The 23,246-nt window shown below is 63.8% G+C and carries 21 protein-coding genes and 1 riboswitch; of the genes, 19 read left to right on the top strand and 2 right to left on the bottom strand.

What is annotated here, in order from left to right:
- Positions 1-316: 316 nt before the first annotated feature.
- From ACWNZ3_RS13675 to ACWNZ3_RS13605, 15 genes are all read left to right on the top strand, one after another.
- Positions 317-892: an OmpA family protein gene (locus ACWNZ3_RS13675; protein ID WP_496900288.1), complete on the top strand. Its 576-nt coding sequence runs from the start codon at positions 317-319 to the stop codon at positions 890-892.
- 12 nt (positions 893-904) lie between these two features.
- Positions 905-1,228 carry a hypothetical protein gene (locus tag ACWNZ3_RS13670; protein WP_274573788.1) on the top strand — a complete coding sequence of 108 codons (324 nt, stop codon included), beginning with the start codon at positions 905-907 and terminating at the stop codon, positions 1,226-1,228.
- 118 nt (positions 1,229-1,346) lie between these two features.
- Complete coding sequence (locus ACWNZ3_RS13665) at positions 1,347-2,357, top strand: PhoH family protein (protein WP_114275349.1); 1,011 nt, start codon at positions 1,347-1,349, stop codon at positions 2,355-2,357.
- Between the two features lie 57 nt (positions 2,358-2,414).
- Entirely contained in the window at positions 2,415-2,918 is a 504-nt protein-coding gene (gene ybeY, locus ACWNZ3_RS13660) for an rRNA maturation RNase YbeY (RefSeq protein ID WP_496900287.1), read from the top strand.
- 34 nt (positions 2,919-2,952) lie between these two features.
- Positions 2,953-3,852: a hemolysin family protein gene (locus tag ACWNZ3_RS13655; protein ID WP_274573785.1), complete on the top strand. Its 900-nt coding sequence runs from the start codon at positions 2,953-2,955 to the stop codon at positions 3,850-3,852.
- Entirely contained in the window at positions 3,849-5,351 is a 1,503-nt protein-coding gene (lnt, locus tag ACWNZ3_RS13650; protein ID WP_496900286.1) for an apolipoprotein N-acyltransferase, read from the top strand. Before ACWNZ3_RS13655 ends, lnt begins: the two co-directional genes overlap by 4 nt.
- 90 nt (positions 5,352-5,441) lie before the next feature.
- Positions 5,442-5,492, top strand: a riboswitch (SAM-SAH riboswitch).
- Positions 5,493-5,496: 4 nt separating this feature from the next.
- A complete protein-coding gene (gene metK, locus ACWNZ3_RS13645) occupies positions 5,497-6,678 on the top strand; it encodes a methionine adenosyltransferase (protein ID WP_496900285.1) in 1,182 nt (393 codons plus the stop codon).
- Positions 6,679-6,854: 176 nt separating this feature from the next.
- The gene (gene trmB / locus ACWNZ3_RS13640) at positions 6,855-7,556 is read left to right on the top strand and encodes a tRNA (guanosine(46)-N7)-methyltransferase TrmB (RefSeq protein WP_496900284.1); all 702 of its coding nucleotides are present in this window, start codon (positions 6,855-6,857) and stop codon (positions 7,554-7,556) included.
- 171 nt (positions 7,557-7,727) lie between these two features.
- Positions 7,728-9,080 carry a 3-phosphoshikimate 1-carboxyvinyltransferase gene (gene aroA / locus ACWNZ3_RS13635; RefSeq protein ID WP_496900283.1) on the top strand — a complete coding sequence of 451 codons (1,353 nt, stop codon included), beginning with the start codon at positions 7,728-7,730 and terminating at the stop codon, positions 9,078-9,080.
- Positions 9,077-9,703 carry a (d)CMP kinase gene (locus ACWNZ3_RS13630; protein ID WP_269361066.1) on the top strand — a complete coding sequence of 209 codons (627 nt, stop codon included), beginning with the start codon at positions 9,077-9,079 and terminating at the stop codon, positions 9,701-9,703. The genes aroA and ACWNZ3_RS13630 overlap by 4 nt, the downstream gene beginning before the upstream one ends.
- Before the next feature lie 81 nt (positions 9,704-9,784).
- Complete coding sequence (locus ACWNZ3_RS13625) at positions 9,785-10,354, top strand: hypothetical protein (RefSeq protein ID WP_496900282.1); 570 nt, start codon at positions 9,785-9,787, stop codon at positions 10,352-10,354.
- Positions 10,355-10,826: 472 nt separating this feature from the next.
- Positions 10,827-11,207, top strand: a complete 381-nt coding sequence (locus ACWNZ3_RS13620) for a rhodanese-like domain-containing protein (RefSeq protein ID WP_496900281.1) — start codon at positions 10,827-10,829, stop codon at positions 11,205-11,207.
- 157 nt (positions 11,208-11,364) lie between these two features.
- Positions 11,365-12,204, top strand: coding sequence for a sulfotransferase (locus tag ACWNZ3_RS13615; protein WP_496900280.1), 840 nt, complete (start codon positions 11,365-11,367; stop codon positions 12,202-12,204).
- Positions 12,205-12,284: 80 nt separating this feature from the next.
- Positions 12,285-13,235, top strand: a complete 951-nt coding sequence (locus tag ACWNZ3_RS13610) for a TAXI family TRAP transporter solute-binding subunit (RefSeq protein ID WP_269366783.1) — start codon at positions 12,285-12,287, stop codon at positions 13,233-13,235.
- Positions 13,236-13,293: 58 nt separating this feature from the next.
- The gene (locus tag ACWNZ3_RS13605; protein WP_496900279.1) at positions 13,294-15,051 is read left to right on the top strand and encodes a TRAP transporter permease; all 1,758 of its coding nucleotides are present in this window, start codon (positions 13,294-13,296) and stop codon (positions 15,049-15,051) included.
- A gap of 54 nt (positions 15,052-15,105) precedes the next feature.
- On the opposite strand, the gene ACWNZ3_RS13600 is transcribed toward ACWNZ3_RS13605, so the two are convergent.
- Together ACWNZ3_RS13600 and ACWNZ3_RS13595 are read right to left on the bottom strand one after the other, a co-directional pair.
- The gene (locus ACWNZ3_RS13600) at positions 15,106-16,764 is read right to left on the bottom strand and encodes an alpha-amylase family glycosyl hydrolase (RefSeq protein WP_269366780.1); all 1,659 of its coding nucleotides are present in this window, start codon (positions 16,762-16,764) and stop codon (positions 15,106-15,108) included.
- 34 nt (positions 16,765-16,798) lie between these two features.
- Entirely contained in the window at positions 16,799-17,692 is an 894-nt protein-coding gene (locus ACWNZ3_RS13595; protein WP_496900278.1) for a UTP--glucose-1-phosphate uridylyltransferase, read from the bottom strand.
- A gap of 419 nt (positions 17,693-18,111) precedes the next feature.
- Between ACWNZ3_RS13595 and ACWNZ3_RS13590 the strand changes: the two genes are divergently transcribed.
- The 4 genes from ACWNZ3_RS13590 to ACWNZ3_RS13575 all read left to right on the top strand — a co-directional run bounded on the left by ACWNZ3_RS13590 (position 18,112) and on the right by ACWNZ3_RS13575 (position 23,196).
- The gene (locus ACWNZ3_RS13590) at positions 18,112-19,242 is read left to right on the top strand and encodes an NAD(P)H-dependent glycerol-3-phosphate dehydrogenase (protein WP_269366774.1); all 1,131 of its coding nucleotides are present in this window, start codon (positions 18,112-18,114) and stop codon (positions 19,240-19,242) included.
- Positions 19,242-20,006 carry an HAD-IIB family hydrolase gene (locus tag ACWNZ3_RS13585; RefSeq protein WP_496900277.1) on the top strand — a complete coding sequence of 255 codons (765 nt, stop codon included), beginning with the start codon at positions 19,242-19,244 and terminating at the stop codon, positions 20,004-20,006. Before ACWNZ3_RS13590 ends, ACWNZ3_RS13585 begins: the two co-directional genes overlap by 1 nt.
- The gene (gene ggpS / locus ACWNZ3_RS13580; protein ID WP_496900276.1) at positions 19,996-21,483 is read left to right on the top strand and encodes a glucosylglycerol-phosphate synthase; all 1,488 of its coding nucleotides are present in this window, start codon (positions 19,996-19,998) and stop codon (positions 21,481-21,483) included. Before ACWNZ3_RS13585 ends, ggpS begins: the two co-directional genes overlap by 11 nt.
- Positions 21,484-21,876: 393 nt before the next feature.
- The gene (locus tag ACWNZ3_RS13575; protein ID WP_496900275.1) at positions 21,877-23,196 is read left to right on the top strand and encodes a cytochrome-c peroxidase; all 1,320 of its coding nucleotides are present in this window, start codon (positions 21,877-21,879) and stop codon (positions 23,194-23,196) included.
- Positions 23,197-23,246: the final 50 nt, after the last annotated feature.

Genomic DNA, 23,246 nt, shown 5'->3' with positions numbered 1-23,246 from the left:
CGCCGACGCTGCCGGACAGGGTGAATCGCGCCAAGGCGGCACATTGCACTGGCGAGATTCGTTTTGCGGCAAGGCTGTCTTGCGATTGCGCCATTCTGTCACCGATCCGGCACCGCAAAGCTGGTTTAACCCGCGCAATTCAAGTCATTCGTGAAAGAAAACCGCTATTTCATTGATTGCGCGGCACAAACAGGGCGGAAATCTGTGATACATGCTTCACAGCTTGGCAAAATTTACCTAACCTTGCCGAATATGCGGGGCTGTTCCGAACCTGGGACGGACGGCCCTATCGTGGGGGAATAAAAAGGAAAATGCTGTGGTGAATATTATCTCCAAAGCGATCCGCACCGTGGCGAGCCTGTCGCTGGTGGCGGCAATCGCCTTGCAAGCGTCAGCTGCCGACGCGCAGACACGGTCGCAATCGGGACGCGACAAAGGGGTTTATGTCCCGACCATCTGGGTTGATCCCGATGGCTGTGAACATTGGGTGATGGATGATGGTGCCGAAGGGTACATGTCGCCGCATGTCAGCCGTCAGGGTATTCCGGTCTGCCACCGGGGCAACGTCTGCGGCGTGATGGAGACCGACCAGTTCTTTGCCACAGACAGCTATCGCATTCACAGCGCGGGCCGGGCACGGTTGCTGAACTTCTTCCAGACCACCGGTGCCGTCAGCTATATCATCACCGGACATACCGACAGCCGCGCTTCGGATGCCTATAACATGCGTCTGAGCTACAACCGTGCCAATGCGGTTGCTGCAATCGCATCCCAGGCCGGGGCACGGATTGCGGATGTGCGCGGCTATGGCGAGCGTCTGCCTGCGGCGCCCAACAACTCCGCCGCAGGCATGGCCAAGAACCGCCGCGTCGAAATCATCTGCATTCGCTAAGGGGACAGTCACGTGATCAAAACTAAAATTCTTATGGTGACCGCCTGTGCCTTTGGCCTGTCAGCCTGCGCCGATTACGAAGGTGGCCTGGGCCGCGGCTATCCGTCGGATAAATCCGTGGACCGGGGCATCGACAAGAAACACCTGAGCCAGCTTCAGGCAGGCATCTGGGTCGACCCGAACGGATGTGACCACTGGATCATCGACGATGGTGTCGAAGGATACCTGTCACAGCGTCTGGACAAATATGGCAAGCCGGTCTGTTCCGGCGTCGCACCGCCCAACCATACCGTGGGTGACTTCAAAGGTGGCTCCAAAATCTGGGACCCGAACTGATTTGACCTCAATTGTCGCAATATCGGGGCCGGCGTGTTGCACACGCCGGCCCTTTTTCTATGCTTGCATTAAACGACTCCCCTAAGTTCAGCTTCATGACCCAACCAAGGAGCATCCCTTGACCCCAAGCGACCTGACCACAGCGCCGGATATCCCGGTGGACCGTGTGCTTGAATTTCCCGACAACCGCCTGCTGATCGACCTCTGCGGTGCCTATGACGCGCATCTTGCCGCCATTGAAAAGGCGCTGGAGGTGCAGATCGTCCGCCGGGGCAATCACCTGAGCGTGCTGGGGGAGGCCGATGCGGCCGACCGCGCCGCCAGCCTGCTGAACGCGCTTTATGCCCGGCTCGAAGGCGGGCGTTCGGTGGAACCTGCGGACATCGACAGCGCCCTGCGCATGGGCGGGTCCGATGCGGGCACCGGGGTGCGGCAGGGTGACCAGATCGAAATGCAGATCGGCGAAACGGTCGAGATCCAGACCCGCAAGAAACGGGTCGAGCCGCGCACGGCGGCGCAGAAGGCCTATGTCAAATCGCTGTTCGACAATGAGCTGGCCTTTGGCATCGGTCCGGCAGGCACCGGCAAGACCTACCTGGCCGTCGCGGTGGGCGTCAGCATGTTCATCGGCGGACATGTGGATCGCATCATCCTGTCGCGCCCGGCGGTCGAGGCGGGCGAGAAACTGGGCTATCTGCCCGGCGACATGAAGGACAAGGTCGACCCCTACATGCAGCCGCTTTATGACGCGCTGAACGATTTCCTGCCGGGCAAGCAGCTGGCCAAACTGCTGGAGGAAAAGCGGATCGAGATCGCGCCGCTCGCCTTCATGCGCGGGCGGACGCTGTCGAATGCCTTTGTCGTGCTGGACGAGGCGCAGAACGCCACCTCGATGCAGATGAAGATGTTCCTGACCCGCCTCGGCGAAGGGTCGCGCATGGTGATCACCGGCGACCGCACCCAGATCGACCTGCCGCGCGGTGTCGCCTCGGGGCTGGCGGATGCGGAACGGCTGCTCAAGACCATTCCCAAGATCAGCTTCAACTATTTCACCTCGAAGGACGTGGTGCGCCATCCGCTGGTCGCCGCCATCATCGAAGCCTACGAGGCGGATACAGGCACCGGGTGATGCAACGGAATCGGGGCAATTTCCTGACCGGCACTGACGGGCACCGGGCGGTGCGCCGTGGATGACCTGTCGATCGTGATCGAGGACCCGCGCTGGGAGGCACTGGGGCTGGCGGAGCTTGCCGAAACGGCAATCCGCGCCACGCTGACCGAACTGGCGCTGGAGCCTGACAATTGCGAAGTCACGCTGCTGGCCTGTGACGATGCGCGTATCGCGGTGCTGAACGGAGATTTCCGCGCCAAGCCGACCCCCACAAACGTGCTGAGCTGGCCTGCGGAGGAGCGCGCGGCCGACCAGCCCGGCGGCAATCCGCAGGCGCCGGAACCTGGCCTTGACGGGCTGTGCGAACTGGGCGACATCGCGATCAGTTTTGACACCTGCACACGCGAGGCGCATGCCGCCGGAAAGCCGGTCTCCGACCATGTCACGCATCTGGTGGTTCACGGAGTGTTGCATCTTCTCGGCTATGATCACGAAACCGACGCCGATGCGGCCCTCATGGAGGGGCTGGAAGTCAAAATACTTGGCAAAATGGGTCTGAATGACCCATATAGGAACTGAAGGGGCATTTGCCCGCATACTAAGACAGGACCCAATGGGCGATACAGACGGATCTTCTAGTGCAGCGCGTAGCGCGCTGGCCGAAGACAATTTGGACGAAATCGACGACAGCAATGCCCGACAGGGCGGCTTTTTCTCTCGTGTGATCGGGGCGCTCAGCCCCTCCGATTCAGATGATGAAAGCGAACTGACGCTGCCCCCCGTGGACCGTGTCAGCGCGCGCGGCATGATGAACCTGCGGCGGATGCGGGTCGATGACGTGTCGGTCCCCACAGCCGATATCATCGCGGTGCCGGTCACCGCCACCATGGATGAGCTGGTGGAAGTGTTCAAGGAAAGCGGCCTGACCCGGCTGCCGGTCTATGACGGCACGCTCGACACCCCCGTCGGCATGGCACATCTCAAGGACCTGGCACTGCAATACGGGTTCAACGGCGAAGCCCATGATTTCGATCTGGCCGCCATGGTGCGTCCCTTGCTGTTCGTGCCGCCGAGCATGACCATCGGTGTCCTGCTGACCAAGATGCAGGCGGAACGCCGGCACATGGCGCTGGTGATCGACGAATACGGCGGTGTGGACGGTCTGGTGACCATCGAGGACCTGATCGAACAGGTCATCGGCGAGATCGAGGACGAGCACGACGTCGACGAAGGCAAATACTGGACCAAGGAAAAACCGGGCACCTATCTGGCCCTTGCCAAGACCCCGCTTGAGGATTTCGAGGCCGAGATCGGACATTCCCTGACCGACCACGACGATGTGGACAAGGAAGAGATCGACACGCTGGGCGGTCTCGTCTTCATGCTGTCGGGGCGGGTGCCTGCACGGGGCGAGGTTGTGCTGCACCCGGACGGGCCGGAGTTCGAGGTGATCGACGCCGATCCGCGCCGGATCAAACGCCTGCGCGTGCGCACCACCGGAGCCTCGGGATGACCCAGCGCCTGACGGCGTGGCAGGCATATCTTCTGGCGGCAGTGTTCGGGGCAGGGGGTGCATTCGGCCAGCAACCCTATGATCTGCCGCCGCTGATGCTTTTGGGCATGATCGGCGCGGTCTGGCTGTTTCAGGGCCGCGTCACGGCCCGTCAGGCAGGCGTTACCGGCTGGGCCTTCGGGCTGGGCTATTTCATGCATGCGCTGCAATGGATCGTGTCGCCCTTCATGGTGGATGTGGCGCGCCACGGCTGGATGGCCCCCTTTGCGCTTGTCTTCATGGCGGCGGGCATGGCGCTGTTCTGGGGCGTGGCATTCTGGGGCGCGCGCCGGTTGTCGCGGGCAGGCCCCTGGGCGCTGATCCCCTGCTGGACTGCGGCGGAACTGCTGCGTGCCTATATCTTTACCGGCTTCCCCTGGGCCAGCCCGGCGCAGTCCGGCGTGGGGGTGATGGCGGGACAGGCTCTGGCCTGGATCGGGCCACACGGGCTGAACGCGATCCTGATCGCGGTGGCGGTCTGGGCGGCCAGTGCGCTGACAGGCCCGCCGCGCGCCCTGCGCTGGCGCATCCTGCGCGAAACGGTGGTGCTGGCCACGCTGCTGGCGCTGCTGCTGCCGGTGATGCGTAGCGATGCCCCGCTCTCGGGCCATACGGTGCGGCTGGTCCAGCCCAATGCGCCGCAAAAGGAGAAATGGGACCCGGAAAAGATCCCTGTCTTCTTTCAGCGGCAACTTGCCTTCACAGCCGCCCCGCCCCAGCAGACCGCGCCCGACCTCGTGCTCTGGTCGGAAACCGCGATCCCCTGGAGCCTTGAATGGGCCGGGACCGCCCTGGAGGAGATCGCCCGCGCCGGGGGCGATGCCCCGGTGGCGCTGGGGGTGCAGCGCAGCGACGGGCTGCGGTATTTCAACGCGATGATCACCCTGGACCAAAGCGGCGCGGTCACACAGACCTATGACAAACACCACCTGGTGCCCTTCGGGGAATACATGCCGCTGGGCGATCTGCTGGCCCATTTCGGCATCTACGGGTTGGCGGCAAACCAGGGCCACGGCTATTCGGCAGGGCCGGGGGCGCGGCTGCTGGATTTCGGGCCGCTGGGCCATGCGCTGCCGCTGATCTGCTACGAGGCCGTCTTTGCCCATGACGTGAATGCCGCGCCGGAACGGCCGGATTTCCTGATCCAGATCACCAATGACGCCTGGTTCGGGCGCGGTGCCGGTCCGCGCCAGCATCTGGCCCAGGCCCGGATGCGGGCCATCGAACAGGGCCTGCCGCTTGCCCGCGTGGCCAATACCGGTATCTCCGCGATGATCGACGCCCATGGCCGGATCACCGCCAGCCTGCCGCTGAATACCGCCGGCTACATCGACGCGGCCCTGCCCGCGCCGGGGGCGGTAACACCCTATGCGCGCAGCGGCGATCTGCCGCTTGCCCTGCTTGTGACCATCGCGCTGGCGTTCTTCGGCGGGTGCGCGTTGCGTCGGAACCGGGCATGATTTTGCGTTTGGCGCATCACTCTTACGCCGATTTCAGGTTGAATCCCCTAAGCGATTGACGCCTCTTTGAAGGCCGGATAAGCCAACCCAATCGCGCCACAACGGCTTCCTGACGTGGCGTCTTGATTTTTATTTGGAGCACGACATGTCCCGACAGAACTATATTTTCACCTCGGAATCCGTTTCCGAGGGTCACCCCGACAAGGTCTGTGACCGCATTTCCGACGCGGTTCTCGACGCATTTCTCAGCGAAGAACCCGAGGCTCGCGTCGCGGCAGAGACCTTTGCGACGACAAACCGCGTCGTGATCGGCGGTGAGGTCGGGCTGTCCGACAAGGCCAAGCTGAGCGAATACATGGGCCGGATCGAGAATATCGCACGCGCCTGTATCAAGGACATCGGCTATGAGCAGGACAAGTTCCACCACGAGACCTGCGAAATCACCAATCTGCTGCACGAACAATCCGCGCATATCGCCCAGGGGGTGAATGCGGCCGAGAACAAGGACGAGGGTGCCGGCGATCAGGGCATCATGTTCGGTTTCGCCACCGACGAGACGCCCGAGCTGATGCCGGCACCGATCCATTATGCCCATGCGATCCTGCGCCGACTGGCCGAGGTGCGCAAGGACGGCACCGAGCCGACCCTGCGCCCCGACGCCAAGAGCCAGCTTTCCGTGCGTTACGAAGGCGGCAAGCCGGTTGGTGTCAGCTCCATCGTTCTGTCCACCCAGCACGAATCCGAAAGCCAGTCGAGCGATGACATCCGCGCCATCGTGGAACCCTATATCCTTGAGGTTCTGCCCGAGGGCTGGGTGACCGACGACACCGTCTGGCACGTCAATCCGACCGGTGTCTTTGTGATCGGCGGCCCCGACGGGGACGCGGGCCTGACCGGCCGCAAGATCATCGTGGACACCTATGGCGGTGCCGCGCCGCATGGCGGCGGCGCCTTCTCGGGCAAGGATCCGACCAAGGTGGACCGTTCCGCCGCCTATGCCGCGCGCTACCTGGCCAAGAACGTCGTGGCCTCCGGCATGGCCAGCAAATGCACCATCCAGCTTTCCTATGCCATCGGCGTGAGCGAGCCGCTGTCGATCTATTGCGACACCCACGGCACCGGCGAGGTCGAGGATGCGGCGGTTGAAAAGGCGATTCGCAACGCGATGAGCCTGACGCCCCGCGGCATTCGCCAGCAACTGGAGCTGAACAAGCCGATCTACGCCCGTACCTCTGCCTATGGCCACTTCGGTCGTGCGCCGGAGGCCGATGGCGGCTTCAGCTGGGAGCGCACCGATCTGGCAGACAAGCTCAGGGCAGCTGTCTGAGCCGCAGACCACAGGCCGCCGGGTTCATTGTGAGGAACCGGGCGGCGCGCATCCGATCAGGCGGCCCCCCGGGGGGCCGCTTTCGTTTCGGGGCAGCCTGAAAGCCGCGGGAGCCGGGGTGATCGCCGTGCAACGGCGGCTTGCAGCAGGCCCCGCAGGGCGCTAAAGCGCGGGGCATGAATGATCCCGTCAGACCCCGCAGGAATTTCTATGGCCGCCTCAAGGGCAAGGCCCTGAAAAAGTCGCAGAAAGCCTACCTGGATGAAGATCTGGGCGCGCTGTCGCCCGGTGCGGTGAGCTGGGAGGAAAACCCCGCGCGCGCACCGCTGGATTTGCCGGGCCTCTTCGGCGACAGGCCGGTCTGGCTTGAGATCGGATTTGGTGGCGGCGAACATCTGGTGCATCAGGCCGCGGCGAACCCCGATGTCGGGATCATCGGCTGCGAACCCTATATCAACGGGGTTGCCATGTTGCTGGGCAAGATCCGGCGCGCCGGGGTTTCGAACCTGGCGGTACATCCCGGTGACGCCCGCGATCTCTTCGATGTGCTGCCGGAGGCCTCGGTTGCGCGGGCGTTTCTGCTCTATCCCGACCCCTGGCCCAAGGCACGCCACCACCGCCGCCGCTTTGTGACCGAAGAACATCTGGTGCCGCTGGCGCGGGTGCTGAAGCCCGGGGCGATTTTCCGGGTGGCGACGGACATCGAGGATTACGTGCGCCAGACCCTGGAGGAAGTGCCGAAATTCGGCTTTGAATGGCTGGCCGAGGGGCCGGAAGACTGGCGCGCGCCCTGGGAGGACTGGCTGTCCACGCGGTACGAGCAGAAGGCCCTGCGCGAGGGCCGCAGGCCGCATTACCTGACCTTCCGCCGGACCTGATTGCGCGGGCCTGCGGCCCGCAAGCGATTTCATTGATTTGGCGCTGCCAAATCGGTGCGAGACGCTGTCTCGCGCTCTGGTATATTTTTGGAACAATGAAGGGGGCAGGCTGGCATGGACGCTGCCGGGAGGCTGGGTTAAAACCGCCCGGAAACAGGTAAGGACCTTCAGATGTCAGCCCATGGTGACCCAATTCCGATGACTTCGCAGGCCTGCGGGCCGCTGACCGGCACGGCGGAGGTGCCCGGCGACAAGTCGATTTCGCACCGATCCCTGATCCTGGGGGCGATGGCGGTGGGCGAGACCACGATCACCGGCCTGCTGGAAGGGCAGGATGTGCTGGACACGGCACGCGCCATGCGGGCCTTCGGGGCCGAGGTGACGCAGCTGGGCGGCGGCAAATGGTCGGTGCATGGTGTTGGTGTGGGCGGTTTTGCCGAGCCGGGGAATGTCATCGACTGCGGCAATTCCGGCACCGGGGTGCGGCTGATCATGGGGGCAATGGCGACCTCGCCCATCGTGGCGACGTTTACCGGGGATGCCAGTCTGAACGGCCGCCCGATGGCGCGGGTGACCGACCCGCTGGCATTGTTCGGCTGTCAGGCGGTGGGGCGCGCGGGCGGGCGGCTGCCGATGACGCTGGTCGGCGCGGTGGAACCTGTTCCGGTGCGCTACGAGGTGCCGGTGCCGTCGGCGCAGGTGAAATCGGCAGTGCTGCTGGCAGGGTTGAACGCGCCGGGGCAGACCGTGGTGATCGAGGCGGAGGCGACCCGCGATCATACCGAACGGATGCTGGCGGGCTTTGGCGCCGAGGTCACGGTGGAGGAGACGGCGCAGGGCCGGGTGATCACCCTGACCGGCCAGCCGGAGCTGAAGCCGCAGCACATCGAGGTGCCGCGCGATCCGTCTTCGGCGGCCTTCCCGGTCTGTGCGGCGTTGATCGTGCCGGGGTCGGATGTGCTGGTGCCGGGGATCGGGCTGAACCCGACGCGGGCGGGGCTGTTTGCCACGCTGCGCGAGATGGGGGCCGATCTGACCTATGAGAACGAACGCGAAGAGGGGGGCGAGCCGGTGGCCGACCTGCGCGCACGTTTCTCCCCCGATCTGAAAGGCATCGCGGTGCCGCCCGAACGTGCGGCCAGCATGATCGACGAATATCCCGTGCTGTCGGTGGTTGCGGCCTTTGCCGAAGGCCGCACGGAAATGCGCGGGGTCAAGGAATTGCGGGTCAAGGAAAGCGACCGGATCGACGCCATGGCCAAGGGTCTGCGCGCCAATGGCATCGAGGTGGAGGAAGGGCCCGACTGGTGGATTGTCACGGGCCGGGGGCATGGCAAGGTGCCGGGCGGGGCGGTCTGCGCCAGCCAGCTCGATCACCGGATCGCCATGTCGTTCCTGATCCTCGGCATGGCAACGCAATCCCCGGTGCAGGTGGATGACGCAGGGCCGATCGCCACCTCCTTCCCGATCTTCGAACCGCTGATGCAGGGTCTGGGCGCGCAGATCAGCCGGAGCAACGGATGAGACTGAGCGGTTTCACGGTGGCCATCGACGGGCCCGCAGCCTCGGGCAAGGGGACGATTTCCAAGGCTGTGGCGCGGCATTTCGGTTTTGCCCATCTCGATACGGGGCTGTTGTACCGGGCGGTGGGGGCAAAGGTGCTGGACGGACAGGCCGCACAGGCCGCGGCAGAGGCGCTTGTGCCCGGTGATCTGGAAGACGACCGCCTGCGGTCGCCCGAGGTTGCGCAGGCGGCAAGCCGGGTCGCCGCGGTGCCGGAAGTGCGCGCCGCCCTGGTCGACTTCCAGCGCAGTTTTGCCACCCGCGCAGGTGGCGCGGTGCTGGACGGGCGCGACATCGGGACAGTGATCTGCCCGGATGCGCAGGTGAAGCTCTTTGTCACCGCCCATGCGGATGTCCGTGCCCGCAGACGCTTTGCCGAGCTGCAGGGCAAGGGGATCGAGACCACCTTCGAAGAGGTCCTGGCCGATGTTCAGGCCCGCGATGCGCGCGACATGGGCCGCGCGGATGCGCCGCTGAAACCGGCCAAGGATGCGGTGCAGATCGACACATCGGAGATGGAGATCGCGGTGGCGGTCGAAGCTGCCGTTTCCCTGATCAAGGCAAAGATGGCGGGCTCTGCCTGAACAGGCCTTTCGGCGCGGCTCACTCAGAGGTGACGTGTATTTCACGCTGTTCCGGCGCAGGATGGGGCAGAGGAGATTGCCATGTTCCGCATCATTGCCCGAAGCCTTGTTGTTCTGACCCTGCTCACCTCCGGTGCCGCGCTGGCGCAGACCGCGTCGCCTGATCTGCCCGAAGCCCCGCAGGACCAGCAGGGCGAAGCGCCGATGACATTGGCGCGGATGGCCGGGATCATCCGGGCGCTGGACCCGGACATGCGGGTGCAGGGACCTGCGATGGAATTCACCCTTGAGGATATTCCGGTGATCGTGATCACGGATGTGCGGGCCGACCGGATGCGCGCCATGGTGCCCATCGCCAGCGTGCAAGGCCTGACACAGGCGGATCTGCTGCGCCTGATGCAGGCGAATTTCGACGCGGCCCTTGATGCGCGCTATGCGGTTGCGCACGGGCGGCTCTGGGGGGTCTTCATTCATCCGCTGTCGCCGCTTGAAAAGGATCAGTTCCTGTCGGGTCTGGTCCAGACGATCACCGTGGCGCGGACCTATGGCACCGCCTATTCCGGCGGGGCGGCAATATTCGGCGGCGGCGACAGCAGCGAGATCTATCGCGGGCTGCTGGAGGAATTGCGCAAAAAGGGTCAGGAGCTTTGACCCCGGCGGGCGTATTATTCTTTGCAAATAACCGCTGTCGCGATGGTGGTCTCGTTGCGCGGGCAGGCTAGGTCGTGTTGACATTCATTGTCGCCCACCCGCGCGAGACGGATTTTGCCGCTGGCGCCCTGATGTGAGCGCAGCAATGCGATCATTGGAAGCGAACATCCGGGATGGCAGAGGCAAAATCCGCCGCGCCCCGCAGGGGTTTCGCCAAAATTGCCCATTTCTGCGTTCCAGCGTCCCGCCTTTATTTTAAGGCAAATCACCTCGCCAATGTCCCGAGAGCGCGTAGCGCGTCAGGGTATTGGCGCTTCAATTTCAAGGCGGGGCGCGCAAAGAGAGCTTGAAATAGCTGGCTATTCCTGCGCTCTCTTGCCTGGAACTGAGCAATTTTGGACTGAAACGGGTGGGCGACAATGAATGTCAACACGACCTAGTTCCCGAAAGGACCCATTGAAGGAGAGCGATCATGAAAACTGCAAAAGACTACCTGGACGAAGCCAATGAAACCGTGCCGAAGATGGCGGTGGCCGATGCGATTGACAGACATGCGGCGGGGGGCGGTGTCTTTGTCGATGTGCGCGACAGCGCCGACATTGCCAAAAGCGGTACGATCAAGGGCGCGCATCGCATTCCGCGCGGTATGATCGAATTTCGTGCCGATCCCGCGATGGAACAATTCTACAATCCGGCGCTGAAGCAGGACGGCGAAATCTATCTGATCTGCGGGGCGGGCGGCCAGGCGGCACTGGCGGGAAAGACGCTGCAGAACATGGGCTATACCAATGTGACGAACATCGGCGGCTTCCCCGGCTGGAAAGAGGCGGGCGGCCCCACCGAAGAAGGCTGACAAGCGGTCCTGCGGCGGACGGCCCTGCCAGGGATCACGCCACCCGCCGCCGCTTGCGCGGCCTGTCGGCAACAGAACGGAACGGCCCCGCCCGGGGCCTTTCCGACTGACCTGCCTGACGCTAAACAGGGGCAGTCGCAGGACAGGGATGCCGCATATGACCAACAGTTCATCCGCCATCAGGGGCCCCGGTGGCCAGCTGATGGGCGAAAGCCGCCCTGTCATCCTGCTGGGTCGCGGCGGCGGCGGCACCCGGCTTTTGTCGGAATTTGTCCAGGGGCAGGGCGTTTTCCTCGGCTCGGAAATCAACAAGAGCTTTGATTCCGTGGAATGGGTCAAGACGATCTATGCCATCGCGATCGAGGTGATGTCGGGCGAGGCGCCGCCCGATGCCGCGCGGCGGGCTGGTTATATCACGCAACTGCATGAAACGGCGGCTGAGGTGCTGGCGCGCGCGGGGCAGGCGGAAAGCGGATACTGGGGATGGAAACTGCCCGAAACCACGCTGATCTGTGATCTGGCCAGGGCGGCCTTCCCACAGGCGCAATGCCTGCATCTGGTGCGCCATCCGGTGCGCGCCAGCCTGCGGCGCACCCATATGACCTCGCGCATGAACAATCCGATGGGCCGGGCGGCCCTGCCTGCGGCCTATGTCCATGCCGGGCGCGACCCTGCGCTGATCGACACGGACAGCACCCATATCCACAATGCCTTCAGCTGGTTGCATCAGGCCGATCTGATGGCACGCACATTCGATGGTGATCCCGACATGCATGTGGTCCGTTTCGAAGATACGCTTGATCATCCCGACACGACCGCTGCCGCCCTCTCCGCGTTCCTCTACCGCGCGGCACCCGCCGCTGCGCCGCCGCTTGCGGTGGATGCCGGGCGTGCCGGCGTGATCGAGATGGATGCGGATGCCGCGCGCCGGGTCTGGGACATCTGCGGCGCGCGGGCCGCGACCTTTGGCTATACGCTGGCAGAGGTCCTGGACTGATCAAATCCAACCTCGCGGCTTGAAGCGCGGCGCGGAGAATGGAACAGTGGCCGCAGATATTTCCGAGGGAGGAATTTACCATGAAACTGACACCTGTTCTGGCCAGCCTCGCGCTGGTTGTGACCGCAGGCCTTGCCACGGCGCAGGAGCGTGTGACCTATAAATCCGCAAAGACCGGATCGTCCTATTATCAGATGGGCGTGCAGATAGCCGAGGCGATGAAGGAAGGCACCGATGGCGGCGTGATCGTGACCGTCGAGGAAAGCCAGGGCTCGGTCCAGAACGTCATGGAAGTACGGGCGCGGGGCGGCGATTATGTCTTTACCACGCCGCCTGCGCTGGTCGGGCTTGCCCAGCAGGGCAAGGCGATGTTCGAGGGCAAGGGCGATCCCGCCTTTGACGAGATCCGCGCGCTCTTCCCGATCCCCTCGCTGACCATGCATTTCGTGATGTCGGACGCCAGCGGCGTCACCGATTTTGCCGGGATGGAGGGCAAGACCATCCTGCTGGGCAAGGGGTCTTTCGGTGCGACCGAGGGCGAGAAATATCTCGGGCTCTTTGGTCTGGAAGGCAAGGTGAACCTGGCCGATGCGGAATTGTCCAACGCGGTTGCCGCGCTCAAGAACGGGCAGATCGACGGTTTTGTCACCGCCGGCTCCTATCCGGCACCCAATGTGGTCGAGGCGGCGGCAACCACCGGTGTCACCGTCCTGTCGCTGAGCGACGCGCAGATCGCGGAAACCAAGCGGACAAGGCTGGTGATCCCGGCAGGCACCTATGCCGGGCAGGACAGCGATATCGTCACCACATCGCTGCCGGTTGTCGCCTTTGCCACCACCAAGATGAGCGATGACACCGCCTATGCCTTGACCAGGACGTTCTGGGAACAGCGTGACGCGATGGGCGCCTCCGCGCCCTGGTGGAACGCGGTGGACGAGGGGCTGATGGAAACGATCACCAGCAAGCTGCACCCCGGCGCCGTGCGCTATTACAAGGAAATGGGCTGGACCCTGAGCGACGCGCAGATGTAAAGCCCCCGGGCGCGCCGGATCCCCGGTGCGCCGAATTTCCGCTGTCGAAGGCTCCCTGATGCGTCTTATCGCCTTTCTTGCGGCCCTTGTGCTGGTCGTCTTTCACCTTGGCCTGATCTTTTCGGGGCTGGTGCCCAATCTGGTCAGCCGCCCGCTGCACCTGGCGCTGGCGCTGCCCTGGATCCTGCTGGGGGCGGGGCAGTCGCGGCTGATGTGGGGCAGCGGGGCGGTTCTGGCGGTGCTGGGCATCGGGGCGAGCCTTTGGGTGGCCCTGTCGCACAACATGCTGTCAGACCAATACGGTTTCCTCGAAGGGCCGTTCCAGACCGGCATCGCCGTGACCCTGCTGGTGGTGGTGCTTGAGGCCGCGCGCCGGGCCATCGGCTGGCCCTTGCCCCTGGTCGCGCTGCTGGCGCTGCTCTACGGCTTGTATGGGCAGTATATTCCGGGCGAATTCGGCCATTCCGGCACACCCCTGCCCAGTTTTCTGGGCACCCTGACCATTGCCGAAGGCGGCATCTGGGGCAGCCTGACGGGCGTCTCCGTCAGCGTGGTGGCGATCTTTGTCATCTTTGGTGCGGCGCTGAATGCGGGTGAGGCGGGGCAGGGCTTCATGAACCTGGCCGCCGCCGCTGCCGGACGGCTCAAGGGCGGTGCGGCCAAGGTATCGGTCCTCTCCTCGGCGCTCTTCGGCTCCATCTCCGGCTCGGCCTCGGCCAATGTCGCCTCCACCGGGGCGATCACATTGCCCGCGATGACGCGCCTTGGCTACCCCAAGCGCCTTGCCGCAGCGGTGGAAGCGGTCGCCTCCTCCGGCGGGCAGATCATGCCGCCGCTGATGGGGGCAGGGGCCTTTGTGATGGTGGAGCTGACAGGCGTGCCCTACACCGCGATCATGGCGGCGGCGGTGCTGCCTGCGCTGCTGTACTTCTGGGCGGTCTGGGTCGGTGTGAACGCCTATGCGTCGCGCGGCAACCTGTCGGGCATCCGGGCGGAAGACCGCCCCGCCCTGCGCGATGTGCTGATCACATCGGCCTTCTTTGCGGTGCCTTTCACCGTGCTGCTCTGGGGCATGTTCTGGATCAAGGTGACGCCGCAATATGCCGCGACCATGGCAATCCTTGCGGCCTTTGCTCTGCTCTTCTTCAACGCGCAGGGCATCGGCACCTGGCGCGGGATCAGCGGGCGGATCGAAAGCGCCATGCTCAACGCGGCAAGGCAGGTCTCGATGATCGCGGCCATCATCATCTGTGCCTCGATCATCATCGGCGTGCTCTCGATCACGGGCCTTGGGGTCAAGATCACCTCGCTGATCCTCTCTGGATCGGGGGGCATGCTCTGGCCCGCGCTGCTGCTGACGGCAGTTGCCTGTCTGGTGCTGGGGATGGAGGTGCCGACGACAGCGGCCTATGTGATCTGCGTGTCGGTCGCGGGCCCCGCCCTGATCGAACTGGGGCTGGTGCCGCTGCAGGCGCATCTCTTCGTCTTCTGGTTTGCCCTCTTGTCCACCATCACGCCCCCGGTCTGCGGCGCGGTGTTCATCGCGGCGGGCATGATCGGGGAAAACTGGCTCAAGGTGGCGGTGACCGCGATGTCGCTGGGCTTTGGGCTCTATGTCATTCCGCTGGCGATGATCGCCAATCCCGACCTGATCGCATTGGGCAGCGCGCCACTGATGGCAGGCGTCGCGCTGGTGCAGGTGGGGGCCGGGCTGGCGCTGATGTCATCGGCGCTGATCTCGCCGCGTGGCATCGCCATCCGCGCGGGGCTCTTTGCCGCCGGCGCGGCAATCATCTTTGCCCGGCTGGCGCTCTGACGGTTCACGGCGTCCTGCCTTTCACCTGATACATCCGGTATCGGCGATTCACGTTCAAGGCGGGGCGCTTTGGGCCGCTTCGCTGATCTTCTTTGCCAGGCAGACCTGCCAGGGACCAAGATGCAGCCGCCCGTCCGGCGAGGGGCTGGCGCTGCCGATCTTGCGGCCGATGGTCTTCCATGTCCCCGACGGCAGGCTGTGCATCGACGGGGTGTCGGACATGTTGAAGGCGCAGAAAATCGTCTCCTCCTCCGTCACCCGCTGGAAATGCAGCACATCGGTAAAGACATAGACGCCCTCCTGCCGCCCGACCTTGAGCGCCGCGTGCTTGCCGCGAAAGGCGATGGCATTGCGGTAATGATGCAGGATCGCCCCCGGCTCCGCCTCCTGCGCATGAACCGCGCGGTGGCGGTTCTCATTGCTCAGCGGCAACCAGGGCACACCGCTGGAAAAACCTGCATTGCTTTCGGTCTGATCCCAGACCATCGGCGTGCGGCAGCCGTCGCGGCCCTTGTACTCGGGCCAGAATTCACGCCCATAAGGGTCTTGCAGGTCTTCGAAAGAGATATCGTCCTCCTCCAGCCCCAGTTCCTCTCCCTGATAAAGGCAGGCAGCCCCCGGCAAACACATCAGCAGCGTCGCATAAAGCCGCTGCGCGGCGGGGGACAGGCCCCAGCGGCTGGCATGGCGCATCACGTCATGGTTGGAAAACGCCCAGGCAGGCCAGCCGTCGCGGGCGACCTGGTTGACCGCATAAAGCACCTCCGCCACGCGCGAGGCGTTCAGCGGTTCCGCCGCGAGGAATTCAAAGGCATAGCACATGTGCAGCCGGTCCGCGCCCCTGGTGTATTCTCCCAGCAGTTGCAGGCCCTTGGTGGCATCCCCGATTTCGCCAAGCGATGTGACCGCGTCGTATTCGTCCAGCAAGGCCCGGATGCGCGCAATGAAGTCCAGCGTTTCGGGGCGGTTCTTCGAATTGACGTGATCCTGGTAATTATAGGGGTTCACGGAAGGCGTCAGGATGTCGCTGCGCTGCTCCTTCTCCAGCGCGGGATTGTCGCGCAGGTCCTTGTCCGCGAACAGGAAGTTCACGGTGTCAAAGCGGAACCCGTCCACCCCGCGGTTGAGCCAGAAGCGCATGACTTCCAGCAGGGCCGATTGCACATGCGGATTGTGCAGGTTGAGATCGGGCTGCGAGGCCAGAAAGTTGTGCAGGTAATATTGTTCGCGCCGCGGGTCCCAGTGCCAGGCCGAGCCGCCAAAGATCGACAGCCAGTTGTTCGGGGCGGTGCCATCCGGTTTCGGGTCTGACCAGACGTACCAATCCGCCAGCGACCCATCCCGCGAGGCGCGGCTGTTGGCAAACCAGGCGTGTTGTTCAGAGGTATGGGACAGCACCAGGTCGATGATCACCCTGATCCCGGCATCATGCGCCGCCGCGATCACATCATCGAAATCCGCCAGGCTGCCAAAGATCGGATCGACGTCGCAGTAATCGCTGACGTCATAGCCGAAATCCTTCATCGGCGAGCGGTAGAAGGGCGAGATCCAGATCGCATCCACGCCCAGGCTCGCCACATAGCCGATGCGCTGCACGATCCCCTGAAGATCGCCGATGCCGTCCGCATTGCTGTCCTGAAAGCTGCGCGGATAGATCTGGTAGATGACGCTGCCGCGCCACCAGTCGGGATCGGGGGATTCTGGTTCTGTCATGTCTGCTGTTACAGGCCTTTCCTGGCGCTTGCGGTCAGGCGACGCTCATCTGCTGGTTCGCGCTCAGGAAATCGCCGATCACATGGGCGAACTGGGCGTCCTGCTGGGCCAGGAACAATTGCGCGCTCAGCATGCCGTCCTTTGACCCGCAATCGAACCGTTTGCCGATAAAGCGATAGCCCGCCACACTTTTGGTGCCGATATCGGCGGCAATCGCATCGGTCAGCTGGATTTCCCCGCCCGCACCCGGTTTCTGGCGGCGCAGGGTGTCAAAGATGCCGCCGTCAAGAATGTAGCGGCCGACCACGGCGGTGGTGGAGGGGGCCAGATCGGCATCCGGCTTTTCGACCAGCCCGTCGCAATAGGCCAGCGCATTGTCATGCTTGGCAATCGACAGCACGCCATAGCTCGAAACCGTTTCGCGCGGCACTTCGAGGGTGGCAAGCATATGGTCGACCGGCGCGGTCTTGTAGGCCTCGATCATCTGGCTCAGGCAGCCCTTGCCGCTGAGGATCAGATCGTCCGGCAGCAGCACGGCGACAGCCCCCGGCAGCGCGTGTTCGGCAGCACAGAGGATTGCATGGCCAAGGCCGAGGGGCTGGTGCTGGTGGACAAAGACGATGTCATGCTTGCTTTCGTCCAGGGCGGCATCATGCAGCTGCTGGGCCAGTTTGTTCTTTCCGCGCTGGCACAAGGTCTCGCCCAGGGCGATGTCATGCATCACGTAATGTTCGATGGCGGATTTGGAGGGGTGATTGACAAAGATCATCCGTTCGATCCCGGCATCGCGGGCTTCGTCGATCACATATTGGATCAATGGCGTGTCGAGAACAGGCAACAGCTCTTTCGGAACCGCCTTTGTTGCAGGCAGAAAACGGGTGCCCATGCCGGCAACCGGAAAAATCGCTGTGCGCACTGTCTTTGTCATTTCGTTTCACTCCTGTTTCCAACACTCGGAAAGAGGTAAGGCTGCAGGTGCAGAAAGTCAAAAAAACCGGGCCGCGCGCCTGCTTGATAAATGCGCAGAACCGCCGAGCGCCACGGCTCGGGGATGGCGGATATCGGCTTTCCGGGTCGGAAAATCACAATATTTCAATATATTAAACCTGCGGTGGTGCGCTGCGGCACCCGCGCAGGGGATGAGCAAGGATTGCGCGTCATTCCGCGGATTGCCTAAAAAATGTGCGAAATTCGGACGGGATCAGGGCGAATTCCGGCTTTCTCGGCGTCGCGCATTGAACTGACACAACATCCCGTTAGGTCAGTAGCTGAGCATGAAGAGCGGATGCATGGATCGGTCCCGGCCAGGGGCCGGGTCAATGTATTGGCACAAGAGGAGTTCAAGATATGACAGCAGAAATCAAGATGCTGCCGACCCAGGAACAACCCTATGCCCGGATTGCGGTGATCGGTGGTGGCGCATGGGGGACGGCGCTGGCCAGCGTTGCGGCAAAGGCGGGCAGGGCGGTGCAGCTTTATGCGCGCGACCGGGCGACTGTTCAGTCGATCAACAGCTCTCATGTGAATGCAAAGTATCTGCCCGAAATCGCATTGCCCCCGTCCCTGACCGCCACGGACGATCTGGAGGTTGCGCTGAACGGCGCGGATGCGGTGCTGCTGGTGGTGCCCTCCGGCGCGGTGCGTGCCATGGCATCGCGCATTTCCGGTCTGGTCAAACATGGCACGCCGGTGGCGATCTGCACCAAGGGGATCGAACCCACGACAGGCTATCTGATGTCCCAGGTCGTCTCGGAAGAGATGCCGCATGTGCCCGTGGGCACCATTTCCGGTCCCACCTTTGCGCGCGAAACAGCGCTGGGCCATCCGACGGCGGCCACCGTCGCCTTTGAATTCAGCCACAAGGACCGGCTTGAGCCCTCGCACAGCCCCGCCGCGCGGCTGGCCCTGTCGATGAGCACGGGCTTTTTCAAGACCTATATCTCCGACGATCTGGTCGGGGTCGAAATCGGCGGCGCGGTGAAGAACGTGGTCGCCATCGGCTGCGGCATGATGACGGGTGCGGGATTTGCCGAGAACACCCGCGCCGCGCTGATCACGCGGGGCCTTGACGAGATGAAGGTGCTGGCAGAGGCGCTGGGCGGCAGGCGCGAGACGGTCACCGGCCTGGCCGGGACCGGCGATCTGACCCTGACCTGCTCCAGCCAGACCTCGCGCAACATGTCGCTGGGGGTGCAGTTGGGTCAGGGCATCCCGCGCGATCAGTGTTTCGACGGCGCGCCGGTGGTGGTCGAGGGCGAGGCGAATGCCCGCTCCGTCATTGATCTGGCGAAACGGGTCCGGGTGGCAATGCCGATCTGCGAGACGGTGTTCGGCATCCTGCACGAGGGGCGGGATCTGAACGCGGCATTTGCAGAGCTCTGGACCCAGCCGATCTCGGCAGAGCCGCGGGCGATGGACCTGACCCTGAACAACCCGGCGCATAAATCCATGACCCGTCTCGACGGGGGGGTGGCCTGATGGACAAACCATTTGTACTGGCCACCGATCTGGACGGCACCTTTCTGGGTGGCACCCAGGCCGACCGCCGCGCGCTCTATCGCTGGATCGAAGACAACCGGGACACGGTTGGTCTGGTCTTCGTCAGCGGCCGGGACCCGGAATTCATCCACAAGATGTGTTCCTCCAATGAGCTGCCCTGGCCCGAATATGCGGTCTGCGACGTGGGCACCAGCATCGCCCGGGTGCATCCGCAAAAGGGGATCACGCCGATCGACACGCTGGAACGCGAAATCGCCGCGCAATGGAACGACAGCGGCGATGCGGTGCGCGCGGCGCTGAAATCCTTCCCCGGGCTGACCGAGCAGAAGACCGCCTTTCGCTATCGGGTCAGTTTCGATTATGATCCCGAAAGCTACGATCCGCGCGCGGCGGAGGTGATTGACGGCATGGGCCATGATGTCCTGATTTCGGACAACCGCTATCTGGACGTGTTGCCGCGCGGGGTCAGCAAGGGGCCGTCGCTGTTGCGGCTGCTGGACCACCTGTCGCTGCCGCCCGAACGGGTTCTGGCCGCCGGTGACACGCTGAACGATCTGTCGATGCTGGTGGCGGGCACACCCGCCGTCGCTGTCGGCGGGTCAGAGGCAAGGCTGATCGAGGCGCTGCCGGATCTGCCCCGGATACACCACGCCAAGGGCATCGGCGCAGCCGGGATCGTCGAGGCCATGATCGCTTTTGATCTTCATCCCGATGCAAAGGAAATACTGACTGATGTCATCTGATCTGGTCATCGTGTACCACCGCCAGCCCTACGAAGAAGTCGAGGAAAACGGCAAGACGGTCCTGCGCGAGAACAAGAGCCCGAATGGCATTGTGCCCACGCTCAAAAGCTTTTTCGGCACCGCCGAACATGCCACCTGGATCGCCTGGAAACTGGCAGAAGACCCGGCCAACCCCGGTTTCGAGAAAGTGGTGGAGATCAACGACAATCACGGCACCTACAACGTGTCCCGCCTGCCGCTGACAGAGGCCCAGGTCAAAAGCTTTTACCATGTCTCCTCGAAGGAGGCCTTCTGGCCGATCCTTCACAGCTTCAAGGAAAAGTTCAATTACGATCCCGTCGACTGGCCCACCTTCCGCGAGGTGAACTGGGCCTTCGCCGAAGCCGCCGCGCGCGAGGCGGGCAAGGGCGCGCGGGTCTGGGTGCATGATTACAACCTCTGGCTTGTGCCGGGCTATCTGCGGCAGTTGCGCTCGGATGTGACGATCAGCTTTTTCCACCACACGCCGTTTCCGGCGGCGGATATGTTCAACGTGCTGCCCTGGCGGCGCGAGATCGTGGACAGCCTGCTGAAATGCGACATCATCGGTTTTCACATCCCGCGCTATGCCTCTAATTTCGTGGCGGTTGCCAATTCGCTCTTCGATCTGGACGATATCACCATCGGCCATGTCGCCCCCGAGCTGGTGTCGGACGGCACCGCGCTGAGCGAGCGGCGGGTGCCGACCTCGATCACCCAGGACGGGCGCAAGATCGCGATCAGCTCCGCCTCTGTCGGGGTCAGCGCCGCCTATATCTCGGGGCGGTCGGAGGAGCCGGAACTGAAGCAGAAAGCCCGCGAGATTCGCGAGGGCATGGGGGATGAGCGGCTGATCCTCTCGGTCGGGCGCACCGATTACACCAAGGGTGGCGTGGACCAGCTGGAAAGTTTCGAGCGGGTGCTGGAAGACAACCCGGACCTGCGCGGCAAGATCAGGCTGATGCATGTCTCGGTCAGCGCCGACCGGAAAATGTCGGCCTATGCGCGCACCCAGACCGGGATCGAGGAAACCGCAGGCCGGATCAACGGCCGCTTCGGCACGCTGGAATGGCAACCCATCGCGCTGATCTCGCGGGCGATTCCGTTCGAGCAGCTGTTGTCCTACTACATGGCGGCGGATGTGGCCTGGATCACGCCGCTGGTGGACGGGATGAACCTGGTCTGCAAGGAATTTGTCGCGGCGCGCAGCGACGGGGACGGGGTTCTTGTCCTGTCGGAATTTGCCGGTGCGGCGGTGGAACTGCATTCGGCGGTGATCACCAATCCGTTTTCGCACCGGTCCATGGACAATGCGATCCTTACCGCGCTGGAGATGCCCGAGGAGGAACGCCGCGCGCGGATGGTCGAACTGCGCAAGGCGGTGTTCCGCTATACGCTGGATGCCTGGGCGGAGGAGCACAAGCACCAGTTCGACCTGTCGCATGCCGTGAATTCTTGACACTTCGTGTCGAATTTTCCGGGTCATGTCAGGGGGGCGTGTCAAGTGGTTCCGAACGAGACCGGACCTTTGGCGCGGTATGGGGCGAGGGCAGGTGAGCGGACTTTGTTGCCATGTCCAACATCCGAAACAGGTCGCGCCCGAACCGAGGGGCGGAAGCGAAGCGCCCGCCCCGTGGGGGCGGTTCGGGCGCTGCCAAAGCTTTGCTTTGGCAATGGGTCCAGAGCCTAGCGCACAGGTTGGGTGCGCTCCCGCCCTTCGCGGCACTTCTCACGAATGACCGCTTGGCCACTCGCCGGGTCGGGCGGTTTACGCATCTGACATGACGCCAAATCCGCCTGCCCCCTTTTCTAAGTCCATGCATCGGCTATGGTGGCGGGCATGAAACGGATAATGTCATTGCGAAAGATCCTTGTCGGGCTGGCCTGCTGGCCTGCCATCGTGATGGCGCAGGGTCTGCCTGATCCGGTGACCGACAGCGATTACCGCCCCGTCGACCTGGAAGAGGCGCGGCTGGGGCAGTTGCTGTTCTACGATCCGATCCTCTCGGGGAACCGCAGCATTTCCTGCGCAAGCTGCCACCACCCGGATTTCGGCACCAGTGACGGGGTGTCCCTGTCTCTGGGGGATGGCGGTATCGGGATGGGGCCCGAGCGCAGGGCCGACCCGGACAACCTGCCGGAAGAGCGTATTCCGCGCAACGCGCCGGGGCTGTTCAACCTCGGCGCTTACCAGTTCACCTCCCTGTTTCACGACGGCAGGCTTGAGGCCGATCCGGACTGGCCCGGCGGGCTGCGCACGCCGATGGACGCCGACATGGTGACCGGCTTCAACTCTGCCCTGTCGGCGCAGACGATGTTTCCGGTCCTCAGCCGGGACGAGATGGCCGGATCGCATCGCGAGAACGACGTCGCACGTGCGGTGCGGCAGGGGGTGATCACCGGGCCCGGCGGCGCCTGGGACCTGATCGCGCGCCGGGTCGCGGCACTGCCCGCCTATGCCGAGCGTTTCGCGGCGGTCTATCCGCATGTGAACGGCCCGGATGACATCGCCTTCACGGATATTTCCAACGCGCTTGCCGCATTCATGGAGCATGAGTGGCGGTCCGATAGCGCGCCCTTCGATGCGGTCCTGCGCGGTGAGGCGGCGTTTGAGGACGCGGCACAGGCCGGGATGGAGCTGTTCTATGGCGCAGCGGGATGTGCCGGTTGCCACAGCGGCCCCTTCCTGACCGATCATGATTTTCACGCCATGGGCGCGCCGCAGATCGGCCCCGGCAAATCCGCCAGTTTCGAGGACAACGACCGCGACGAGGGCCGCTTTCGGGTGACCGGGGATCCGGCGGACCTTTATGCCTTTCGCACGCCGTCGCTGCGCAATGTGGCGCTGACGGCGCCCTATGGTCACGCAGGCGGGCATGGTGATCTGCGGGCCTTTGTCGCCGCCCATGCGGACCCGGCGGCGGGGCTGGCGGGATATGACGAAGGGCAGGCCGTGCTGCCGCGTTTCGAGGCCGAGGATTTCACCGTGATGCATGACCCTGATCAGCTTGCCGCGATTCTGGCGGCGGTCCGGGTGCCATCGGTGCAGCTTTCCCCGGAAGATATCGCTGCAATTGTCGCCTTTCTGGATACGCTGACCGACCCGGTGGCAATCGACGGGCGGCTGGGCATCCCCGAAACCGTGCCCAGCGGATTGCCGGTGCAGAAGTAGCGGGACCTGGCACCAGGGTAACAAGTGGCCGGAGGGTTCCTCGCGGGGAA

Source organism: Sulfitobacter sp. IGS-18, assembly GCF_059628195.1.
This window is presented reverse-complemented; position numbering and strand designations above follow the sequence as displayed.